Source organism: Elstera sp. (assembly GCF_044372965.1).
In the GTDB taxonomy this organism is placed as follows: Bacteria; Pseudomonadota; Alphaproteobacteria; order Elsterales; family Elsteraceae; genus Elstera.
On record NZ_JBILQX010000121.1, the window covers coordinates 1 to 10,750 of the forward strand.

Genomic DNA, 10,750 nt, shown 5'->3' on the forward strand with positions numbered 1-10,750 from the left:
GAAATCGCCCGCGTCGAACGAGACTGCTCCGACGCATGCCCCCCGCTCCGAAGATGGGTTCGACCTTGCCGCCTGGGACTCAGCCGACCCGGTAACAACCGCTGCGCTCCCCCCGGAAACCGCAGCGCCCGAAGCACTTGATGCGTCGCTGGATTTCGGTGCCGAGGATGATTCTTTCTCAAGCGAATTGCCGGAAATTGACGCCGAAGTGTCCGATGCGCCGATGAAGGCTGCAAGTTCCGATCCTTTCGCCGATTTGGGCGCTCCAGAATCGGCCCCCGTCTCGCGCGAAACGGCGACTGACGATAGTCTTTCGGTCTCCTTCGGCGATGAAGCCTTTGACAGTGTCGCAGGCGATGATCCGTTCACGGACAACGCGGCTGCGGGCGATGCCGAGGCACCGATGAGCGCTACGTTGTTCGATGAGGCGGAAGAAAACGCGCTGACTTTCGATGGGGACGCGGAAGAAGCGTTGGACGACGAAGTCCAACAGGAGCCCAAGGCCCCGGTTGGTCCGCGCAAATATTTGTTCGATCGCTCCTTCGATTACGTCCCGCCCCCACCGCCCCCGCCGCCCGAACCCGAGCCCGAGCCCGAGCCGGAACCCGAGGTGGACGCGGAATACGAGCTGGAACCCGAACCGGAACCCGAGCCGGAGCCAGAACCCCCGCCCCCGCCCCCACCGACGTTTAGCGAAGAGGAACTGGCCGCCGCCCGGACCTCGTCCTACGCCGACGGTGAAACGGCGGGCCTGCAAACGGCGATGGCAACGATCGAAGCCCGCACGGCCCGCGCGCTCGAAAGCATGACGCAGCAGGTGCCAAACGTTCTTGCGGATCGTCAGCAGGTTGTGAGCGCAGTCGCTCACGAAGCAGCGCGCCTTGCCCATGCGCTCGTTGCGCGAATGATGCCTGAGCTTGCCCGAACCTATGGTATTGGTGAGATTCAGGCTGTTATCCGCGACAGCCTCGGCATGGCCATCGATCAGCCGCGTCTGAGCATTCGGGTTCATGGGGATCTGGTCGAACGGCTCCGCGCCACGGTCGATGGTTTGGCGCTGAACAGCGGGTTTACCGGCCAGGTTTCGCTTTTGGCCGATCCTACCCTTGGCCCCAGCGATGTACGCGTCGAGTGGGGCGACGGCGGGGCTGAACGCCTCGTGGTGCGGGCTTGGGATGATGTCACCGAGATTGTGCGCCGCTCGGTCGCCGATCTGAAGGATCGTACGGGTGCCGGTCTCGCGGAAGAAAGCGTGACGGTAAACGGGTTCGAAAACGCTTCGCTCTGACCCCTATCGGGCCACGGGAAGCAAAGTTTACAAAGCCAAGGAGACGGGAAATGGCTGAAAAAAAGATGATGGATCTCTCGGAGCTTGAAGAAGCTCTCGAAGAGTCGCAAACCGAAGGTGGCCGTGGTGGCGCCCGTGAACTGGGTGCGGTCTACGACATCCCGGTGCAGATTTCGGCCGTTCTAGGCCGGGCGACGATGCAGGTCAGTCAATTGCTGAAGCTGGGCCGTGGCGCGGTGGTGGAACTGGATCGCAAAGTCGGCGAAGCCATCGATATTTACGTGAACAACCGTCTGGTTGCCCGCGGCGAAGTCGTGATTGTCGATGAACGCCTGGGTGTGACCATGACGGAAATAATTAAGTCCGATCGCTCCAACTAAGCCTAAACCGGCAACGGTGGGCAGGATAAGCGTAGGATGAACGGTGTGACACCGTTGGGCGAAACATCGGGAGCAAGCAGATGCGACTGTTGATCGTCGGGCATTTGGATGGGCACCTCAGCACCGCCGGCAAGATTGCCATGGGGCGGGGGGCAAAAGTTAGCCATGTCGCTGACATCGAAGGCGCTTTGACCGCTTTGCGGTCGGGGCAAGGTGCCGACCTGCTGATGATCGACGTAAAACTCGATATCGCCCGCCTGATCGATGCGTTGCGCAGCGAGCGGATCATTGTGCCCGTCGTCGCCTGCGGCCTTGGAACCGATGCAGGTGCCGCCGTCCGGGCGATTAAAGCCGGGGCGAAGGAATATCTGCCGCTGCCGCCAAACCCGGATTTGATCGCCGCGGTACTCGAAGCGGTGCTCGAAGAGGCCAATGTGGTCGTGCATGCGGACCCGTCGATGGTTCGCGTGTTGCGCCTCGCGGACCAAATCGCCCCCTCCGACGCCTCGGTGCTGATCACCGGCGAAAGCGGTACGGGGAAAGAGGTTATGGCGCGCTATCTGCACCGGCGCTCCCGTCGCGCCGCGCAGAAGTTTATTTCGGTCAACTGCGCCGCCATTCCTGAAACCTTGCTCGAATCCGAACTGTTCGGGTACGAGAAGGGCGCTTTTACCGGCGCTGTAGCCCGCCGGTTGGGCAAGTTCGAAGAAGCAAATGGCGGAACGCTCCTGCTGGACGAAATCAGCGAAATGGACCCGCGCCTGCAAGCAAAATTGCTGCGCGCGATCCAAGAACGCGAAATCGACCGGCTCGGCGGCACCAGCCCAATCAAGGTTGATATCCGCCTGATCGCGACCTCCAACCGCGACCTTGAATCGGAAGTCCGCAAGGGCACGTTCCGCGAAGATCTGTATTACCGCCTAAACGTCGTCAATCTCGCCATGCCGTCCTTGCGCGAGCGCCCCGGCGATATCGCCATGCTGGCCAAGCATTTCGTGAAGAAATATTCCGATTTGAATGGCCTTGCGGATCGACCGTTAACGGCCTCGGCGGTAGAAAAGCTCAAACGCCACCCGTGGCGCGGCAATGTGCGCGAGCTTGAAAATACGCTGCACCGCGCCGTTCTTATGTCGGTCGGCTCAATGATCTCCGACGACGCGATTGTGCTGAATAGCGCGGGTGGCCTTGGCGCATCGTCGATGCCTGATGTGGCAACGCCCGAAGTCAGTCGCGCGGAACTCGCCCGGTCGGCGGCGGTCAGCCGCAGCTTAGGCGCGCGCGGCACGGGTGAGGAGCGCCCAACAACGGCGCTTGTGGGCCAAACGGTGGAAGCCGTTGAGCGCGATCTTATTCTGGATACGCTGCAGCATTGCATTGGCAATCGCACGCACGCGGCCAGTATTCTCGGAATTTCCATCCGCACCCTGCGCAATAAGTTGCGCCAGTATGCGGATGAGGGCATCGCCGTTCCGCCACCCGGCGACGGCGACCGCGCCCATCTATAGTTTAAGTTCGGAGGGTAACTCGTGGCTATCGTCCCCGCCAATGCTCAGGCGCGCGCTAAAGATGCGCTGAAACTAGGCCAGGGGCTGCTTGTACGCGGCGAGATGTGGCTTGCGCTCGGCGTCATCGCCATTTTGGTGATGCTGATTCTGCCGATGCCGACTTGGCTGCTCGATTTTATGCTCGGCATATCAATTGCCTCGTCCGTGCTGATTCTGATGGTAACGCTGTTCATTCAGCGCCCGACCGATTTAAGTTCGTTCCCAACCATTCTGCTGATGACGACGCTGTTGCGCCTCGCGCTCAATATGGCCTCGACCCGGCTTATTCTCAGTAATGGTCATCAAGGCACCGCCGCCGCCGGTCACGTCATCGAGACCTTCGGTAATTTGCTGATGTCGGGGAACTTCATCATCGGGGTGATCGTCTTCATCATCCTGCTGATCGTAAACTTCGTCGTTATCACCAAGGGGTCGGGCCGTATTGCCGAAGTCGCGGCGCGCTTTACCTTGGATGCCATGCCCGGCAAGCAAATGGCGATCGATGCCGATCTCTCGTCGGGCCTCATCAACGAAGCCGAAGCCAAAGCGCGCCGGAAGCAGTTGGAAGATGAATCCACCTTCTACGGAGCGATGGATGGGGCGGCGAAATTCGTGCGCGGCGATGCGGTTGCGGGCCTGCTGATTACGATGATTAACATCATCGGCGGTCTGCTTATCGGCACGCTTCAGCATAACCTCTCCTTCCTGCAAGCGGCCAACAACTACACGCTTCTGACGGTCGGCGACGGTCTCGTTAGCCAAATTCCGGCCCTGATCGTTTCGGTTGCCGCAGGTTTGCTCGTCACGAAGGGCAACGCGCAAGGCACGACCGATAAAGCGCTCGTCGCCCAGCTCGGCGGCTTCCCCGCCGCGATGGGGATGGCAGCGGTTCTGGTTGCCGTTCTGTCGTTTCTGCCGGGGATGCCGACCGTCGGCTTCCTTATGATCTCGGCAGGAATGGGGGCTGCGGCCTTTTACGCCAGCCGCGGCCAACAAACGGCGATTGTTGAAGCGGCCGAAGCTGCAGCGTCGGGGCTTCCGCCGGGGGTTGCTCCCGGAACGCCGGGGTCGGCTGCCCCCGTGACCGATGAGCCGATCTCGACAGCCCTGCAAATCGATCAAATTCGCCTGGAACTGGGGTATGGTCTGCTGGCGTTGATCAATTCCCCCAAGGGCGCGCGCCTAACCGATCAAATCAAGGCGCTGCGCCGTCAGGTCGCGTCGGAAATGGGCTACATCATGCCTGCCGTGCGCATTCAGGATAATCTTCAGCTTCCGGCGAACACCTATGTGGTCCGGATCAAGGAAATGGAAGCCGGGCGCGGCGAATTGCGCCCGAACATGCTGCTCGTCATGGACCCGCGCGGCGAGCCGATTTCGCTGGCGGGGGAAGCCACCACCGAACCCACCTTCGGCCTGCCCGCCATGTGGATTGCTGAATCCAACCGGGAAGAAGCTCTGTTCCGCGGTTATACCGTCGTCGATCCGCCCACCGTCATCACCACCCATCTGACGGAAGTGGTGAAGGACAATATGCCGGATCTTCTGTCCTACGCCGAAACCCAGAAGCTGTTGAACGAGATCGACAAGGAAAGCCAGAAGCTGGTTGCCGATGTCATTCCCGGTCAGGTTACGGTCAATGGCTTGCAGCGGATCTTGCAAAATTTGCTGGCGGAGCGCGTCTCGATCCGCGACCTGTCGACGATTCTGGAGGCCGTAGCCGAAGCTTCAGCTTTTACCCGCAATGTCAGTATGATGACCGAACATGTGCGCACCCGCCTCGCCCGCCAAATCTCCGAAGCCCATTCGGTCGGCGGCGTGCTGCCGCTGGTGACCCTATCACCGGAGTGGGAACAAGCATTTGCCGAAGCCCTCGTTGGGCAGGGTGAAGAGAAGCAGCTTTCCATGCAGCCGTCACAACTACAGCGCTTCATTTCGTCGGTCCGCCAAACTTTTGATCGGTTCGCCGTGATGGGGGAAAGCCCGGTGTTGTTGGTTAGCCCCGCCATTCGGCCCTATGTACGCTCGATTATCGAACGCTTCCGCCCGGCAACCACAATCCTGAGCCAATCGGAGATTCATCCTAAAGCGAAGATCCGCACGCTCGGACAGATTTAGGATCGCCCCATGCGGATGAAGATGTTCTATGCGGAATCGATGCCGGAAGCGATCCGGCGGGTCCGCGAGGAACTCGGCGATAACGCGATTATTCTCTCGTCCCAGCGTAGCGAATCGGGGCGCGGCCTGCGGGTAACGGCAGCGATTGATGATGATCCGATGGCGGCAACCCTGCCGCCGATGGATCAGCCGCTGGATGCCCTCGAAACCATTGCCATTGCGCTCGATAAGCATGGGGTTCCGCCGGATTTGTCGGAACGGCTGGTGCGGGCGGCCGCCCCCCTCGCAGAAAAATTGATCCGCGCGGCCTCGGCCCTCGCCGTTGATGCGCCGATTATGACGCTCGCCGCCGCCCTCGATAGCGCCTTCCAGTTCGCCCCCCTGCCCGAACGCCACCCCGGAAAGCCACTGGCCCTGATCGGCCCCCCCGGCTCCGGCAAGACCGTTACTGTCGCAAAACTCGCCGCGCGCGCGGTGCTATCCAGCCGTCCGGTACATGTGATTACCACGGATACGATGCGCGCGGGCGGGGTCGATCAACTGGCGGCGTTCACGCGCATTCTGTCGCTCGATCTGCAAACCGCGCTCGATGCCGAAACCCTCGCCGACGCCCTGGAAGCCAGCCGTATTGCCGGGCCGGAAACCCTCACCCTCATCGATACCGGGGCGGTGAACCCCTATGATGAAGAGGAGATGGACGAACTCGAGCGCCTGCTTGCTGCGGGCAATATGGATGCCGTGCTCGTGCTCCCCGCGGGCTATGATCCGGAGGAAGCCGCGACGATTGCCAAGGCCTTTGGGCGGTTGGGGGCCACGCGCCTTCTGGCAACTCGGCTGGATGCGGCGCGGCGGCTCGGCTCGATCCTGGTGGCCGCCGACGTGGCAAACCTCAGTTTCTGCGATGTTTCGGTCACGTCGCACGTGGCCGATGGGCTGCTACCGGTCAATCCGGTCTCGCTGGCAAAGTTACTGATTCCCGACGCGCCTTTGCACGATTTTGACGATTATGCCGCCCCCGGCGAGGCCAGCCCGCGCCTTGACGATTCTCCCCGTCCCTCCTTCGGGGTGCCCCCGGCGTGACCCAAGCCCAACCAACCCAACCGCCGCGCAAAGCCGCGAACCTCATCGCGATTGCCTCGGGCAAGGGCGGCGTCGGGAAAACGTTTTTCTCGATCTCGCTCGCCACCGCCCTCGCCCGCGCGGGGCGCAAAGTGCTGTTGTTCGATGGCGATTTGGGCCTTGCCAATGTCGATGTACAGCTTGGGATTATGCCGCCGCGCGACCTTTCGTGGGTGATTGCGGGCAAGGCGTTACTGCATCAGGTGAGCGTTCCCTATGCACCGGGCGGCTTCGATGTGATTGCCGGACGGTCCGGTGCCGGGGGGCTTGCCGCCTTGCCGCCAACGCGCCTGTCGATCCTTGCGGGCGATCTTGCCCATCTCGCCAAGAATTACGATTATGCCATTCTAGATCTTGGCGCGGGGGTAGACCGGCTCGTGCGGATCATGGCGCTGCCGTGCGGAACGCGCATCGTCGTCGCCACGGCGGAACCAACGTCGCTGACCGATGCCTATGCCTTCATGAAGGTCAGCCTGTCCGACGATCCGCAGTGCGATTTGCGCATCGTCATCAATCAGGCCCGCACCAGCGGCGAGGGCGATAAAACCTATCAGACCCTGGCCAAAGCCTGCGAAACCTTCTTAAAACGCACGCCGCCCTTGCTGGGCACCATCCGCAAAGATAAGCGGGTGCTGGAAGCCATTCGGGCGCAAACGCCAATTTTCGTAAAACATTCAACCAGCGACGCGGGCATGGATATCGAAGCGATTGCCGCCCGGCTGATGGCGCGCGGGGCCGCCGCCGAATAAGGTTCGGCTGGCGTAAAATTTGCGTTAAACTTGGCCTATACCGATAGGACGGGCGACGGTGGGAAGAATTTGCCGGGCGCGCCCAGGTCCATGACAGGCGGAGAACAGAATGGTCACGGTTCCGCAGCAACCTTTGCCTACAGGGATCATCACCAGCGCCCCGACCGGCCCCACCCCGCTTTTCTTCGAGGGAACGGTCGGTGTGGCCGATATGCCAAGCTGGTTGAAGCAAATCCCGAATGGGGCCGTGCTGCAAGCCACCGTGCAGGGCCGGGTTGCGCAAAACACCTATAGTCTTCTCACCGCCCAAGGCCCGATTAAGATTAGCTCCTCGCTGGCTTTGCAGGCGGGAACGCAGTTGCTGTTTCAGATCGGGCCCGAGCTTCAGTCGCAACGATTGCAGTTGGTTGGCGGAACCAATCCAAACCCGCTGCCGCAGCCAATCCTGCCCACAACCGCCGCGCCGCTGTTGCCGTTACCGCAAGCCGCCGCCGGGCAAACGCTGAATGCCATCGTCATTCGGCCCGCCGATCCGGCACCGCTTGCCTCCGGTACGCCCTCGGCTGGTTCGACGGGAGCGCTGACGCAGAGCGCGCCATCTCCGACTACCGTTCCCGCTCAAGCGGGCGTTGCCGCCTATGCCTCCCATTCGGTCACGGCGACCCCGAGTGCGCCGACCGCCCTGCTCGGAACCCCGCCTGCGGCGTCCGCACCGGCGGCCCCGTTTCCCGGCGTTCAGGCTCCGGGCACATCGGCCCCGTCGGCTGGGTCCGCACCGAGTTTGGGCACCCCCGCCCCCACTCCCGCTACGCCCGCGACACCGGGATTCCCAGGCGCGAGCGCAGTCGCCTCGTCGACCGCAACAGGCATTGCCCCGTCTACCGGGGGCAGGGCAGCCCCCGCATCAACCGCGCCCTTGGTCGCGTCCCCGAGTTTCCCTGTGACCGCTTCGCCCTCCGCCGATCTATCGGTGTTTGCCGTCACACAGGCGGGCGAGCAGGTTACGGTGCGCGTTGTCGCCGTTACGCCGCCGCAACCGGACACCGCGACGGCAGTCAAAAGCGGTCATGCCGCCCCCCCAACAACACCGGCACCGGCCAGCACACCGTTCGCTTTTCTGCGCGAAGGGTTAGCAGCGCTGCTCTCCGCATCGCCGACCGCGCCAGCAACAGCCGCGACCGGCACCCCGAACGGGACGATTCCACAGCCCGCGGGGCCGGTTCTCACCGGAACCGTTATTGGGAATGGGGCACAGAACCGCCCCATTATTGCCATCGGGTCGGCGATTTTATCGCTGGAAGCAGGGCCTTTGCAGCCAGGGTCGCAGGTGCAATTGGTAGCGCAGTTGAACGCCCCTGCGGCGACGCCGAATACGCTGGCGACATCCGCCCAGGCGCAACCGCCCCTTCAAAGCTTCCCAACCTATCCGAGTCTTCCGGCGCTGATCGCCGCCGCCCAGCAAATCGGCGGGCCGACGGAGCAGGCGATTCGGGCCATGATGCCGCAAATCGGCCCCCAGCTCGCCGCCAGCCTCATGGTTTTCGCCAGCGGAGCCGCGAAGGGCGATGTGCGCACCCTGGTGGGTGACCCGGCGCGGGCGTCGCTCGAGCGCAGCGCGCGCGGACGGGCCGCACTCCAGGGCCTCACCCAGGAGTTCGAGGCGGCGGAGGACGAAGCCCGCGGCACCCCGGCGGCCGATTGGCGCGCGATCACGCTTCCTGTGATGACCGGCGGCGCGATAATCGAACCCATCCGGCTGTACCTGCATCAGGTTTCCGACGAGGAAGCCGAGCGCAACCGAAACAATGAGGGCGGCGGGCAGCGCTTTGTGCTCGATCTCGATCTAACTCAGTTGGGGGCCATTCAAATCGATGGGCTGGCAAAGCACGATAAGCTTGATCTTGTCGTGCGGACCCCCAAACCCCTCCCCGACGAGATTCGCAACGGTCTGCGGAACGCCTTCTTGGGCGGAACCACGGCCTACGGTGTTATCGGCGGCCTAAACTTCCAAGTCGGCCCGCGCCTCGTGCTGGAGACCGGCCAGCCTGCGGTGCGCCGAGGTGGTCTTTATATATGAATATAAAATGCATGTTTCACGATATAGCTCTTGATATGAGATATTTTCCCCGATATTGGAAAGGGAGGAACAGGAAGTAATTTCCTGATTCAACATATATTTTTCGATAAAGGTGTAAAATGACGAAACGCAGCGTGCCCTTTTTGGCGCGGTGGTTGGGCATATGTGCTCTGCTCCTCGGAACGGCTCCCGCTTTGGCACAGGGCACGGCAGCTCCGGCAAAACCGGCAGTGGCGGCACAACCCGCAAAGTCGGATTGGCAGTTTACCCTTGGCGGCATGATCGGTGTTGCGCCGAAATACGAGGGGGGCGAGAAGCTCGTCCTCGGCGGTTTGCCCATCTTAGAAGTTGAATGGAAAGAACGACTGTTCCTCTCCTCCACGCGCGGGATTGGCGGCTATATTGTCTCGACCGATGCTCTGCGCGTCAGCGCTGCCCTCGGCTATGCCCCCGGACGCGACGAAAAGGACGGCAAACCCAAATCCGGCGGGGTTAACCGCCTGCGCGGCTTGGGCGATATCGATGCTTCTGCCGTCGCTAGCTTGGGGGCCGAGTACGAGTTTTCGGTCTTCACGGCATCGCTAACGGCAAACCGCTACATCGGCGGCAGCGATGGGTTCACGGTGAAGGCCGGTCTGGGCGCCGCCTACCCGATCACCGATAAGCTGAGGCTTGGGGCGGAACTGAGCAGCACCTGGGCCGATAGCGCGTATATGGGCGATTATTTCGGCATCGATGCCGCCCAATCCCGTCGGTCGGGCCGAAAGGCTTATAAGGCGGAGGCCGGGTTGAAAGATGTTGGCGTGACCTTGAGTGCGAACTATCGCTTCAATAATTACACAACCTTAATGATGTCGGGCGGTCTGTCGCGGCTGCTGGGCGATGCGGGCAGCAGCCCTGTGGTGGCCGAGAAAAATCAACCCTCCGCCATGCTCGGCCTGTCCTATCGGTTCTAACCGGTCAAGCGGCGGACAATGCTTCGTGCTCGATATCGACCTAACCCAGTTGGGCGCGATCTAAATCAATCGGCGTGCGCGCAATAAGCCTGATCTTGTTATGCGCACGCCGCCCCCTTCACCAGACCGTGCGCGGCGGGCCGACGTTCCAAGTTGGCGCGCGGCAGATACCGGACACCGAGGGGGGGTATCTGTTTAAGAAGAAACCCAGGCGACTCCGGGCGGCGACGGTAAATTCCCTTCAATCAAAATTTCATGTTTTTCATGAAATAACTCTTGATAATCAAGAAACTCGCGGTAATACTCTGCCGTGAAGATCAGGGGGGAATGCCCTGATCTCTTAGTCTCTTTCGATGAAGGTGTAGGATGATTGATCGCAGCGCGTCCAAAATGGCGCGGTGGGCGGGTCTGTGCGCGCTGATGTTAGCCGCCTCCCCGGTTCTCGCCCAAGGGGCGGCCCCCGCAAGCCCAGTTCCGGCGGCAAAGTCAGATTGGCAATTTACCCTCGGCGCTGGGATG

8 protein-coding genes are annotated in these 10,750 nt (G+C 61.8%); all 8 read left to right on the forward strand.

Annotated elements, in window-relative coordinates:
• A partial coding sequence (locus tag ACIQ36_RS14090; protein ID WP_395830343.1) for a hypothetical protein occupies positions 1–1,288 on the forward strand: 1,288 nt, incomplete at its 5' end.
• Between the two features lie 50 nt (positions 1,289–1,338).
• Positions 1,339–1,668, forward strand: a complete 330-nt coding sequence (fliN, locus tag ACIQ36_RS14095) for a flagellar motor switch protein FliN (protein ID WP_395830345.1) — start codon at positions 1,339–1,341, stop codon at positions 1,666–1,668.
• A gap of 80 nt (positions 1,669–1,748) precedes the next feature.
• Positions 1,749–3,173, forward strand: a complete 1,425-nt coding sequence (locus ACIQ36_RS14100) for a sigma-54-dependent transcriptional regulator (RefSeq protein ID WP_395830347.1) — start codon at positions 1,749–1,751, stop codon at positions 3,171–3,173.
• Between the two features lie 102 nt (positions 3,174–3,275).
• Positions 3,276–5,330, forward strand: coding sequence for a flagellar biosynthesis protein FlhA (gene flhA / locus ACIQ36_RS14105; RefSeq protein WP_395830357.1), 2,055 nt, complete (start codon positions 3,276–3,278; stop codon positions 5,328–5,330).
• A gap of 9 nt (positions 5,331–5,339) precedes the next feature.
• Entirely contained in the window at positions 5,340–6,410 is a 1,071-nt protein-coding gene (locus ACIQ36_RS14110) for a hypothetical protein (RefSeq protein ID WP_395830349.1), read from the forward strand.
• Positions 6,407–7,198 carry a MinD/ParA family protein gene (locus tag ACIQ36_RS14115; protein WP_395830351.1) on the forward strand — a complete coding sequence of 264 codons (792 nt, stop codon included), beginning with the start codon at positions 6,407–6,409 and terminating at the stop codon, positions 7,196–7,198. The genes ACIQ36_RS14110 and ACIQ36_RS14115 overlap by 4 nt, the downstream gene beginning before the upstream one ends.
• Before the next feature lie 109 nt (positions 7,199–7,307).
• Complete coding sequence (locus tag ACIQ36_RS14120; protein WP_395830353.1) at positions 7,308–9,275, forward strand: hypothetical protein; 1,968 nt, start codon at positions 7,308–7,310, stop codon at positions 9,273–9,275.
• 119 nt (positions 9,276–9,394) lie between these two features.
• Positions 9,395–10,231, forward strand: a complete 837-nt coding sequence (locus tag ACIQ36_RS14125; protein ID WP_395830355.1) for a MipA/OmpV family protein — start codon at positions 9,395–9,397, stop codon at positions 10,229–10,231.
• Positions 10,232–10,750 lie beyond the last annotated feature (519 nt).

Coding starts and splice junctions, on each gene's coding strand:
- fliN (WP_395830345.1), top strand. CDS start 1,339: ATGGCTGAAAAAAAGATGATGGATCTCTCGGAGCTTGAAGAAGCTCTC.
- ACIQ36_RS14100 (WP_395830347.1), top strand. CDS start 1,749: ATGCGACTGTTGATCGTCGGGCATTTGGATGGGCACCTCAGCACCGCC.
- flhA (WP_395830357.1), top strand. CDS start 3,276: ATGTGGCTTGCGCTCGGCGTCATCGCCATTTTGGTGATGCTGATTCTG.
- ACIQ36_RS14110 (WP_395830349.1), top strand. CDS start 5,340: ATGCGGATGAAGATGTTCTATGCGGAATCGATGCCGGAAGCGATCCGG.
- ACIQ36_RS14120 (WP_395830353.1), top strand. CDS start 7,308: ATGGTCACGGTTCCGCAGCAACCTTTGCCTACAGGGATCATCACCAGC.
- ACIQ36_RS14125 (WP_395830355.1), top strand. CDS start 9,395: ATGACGAAACGCAGCGTGCCCTTTTTGGCGCGGTGGTTGGGCATATGT.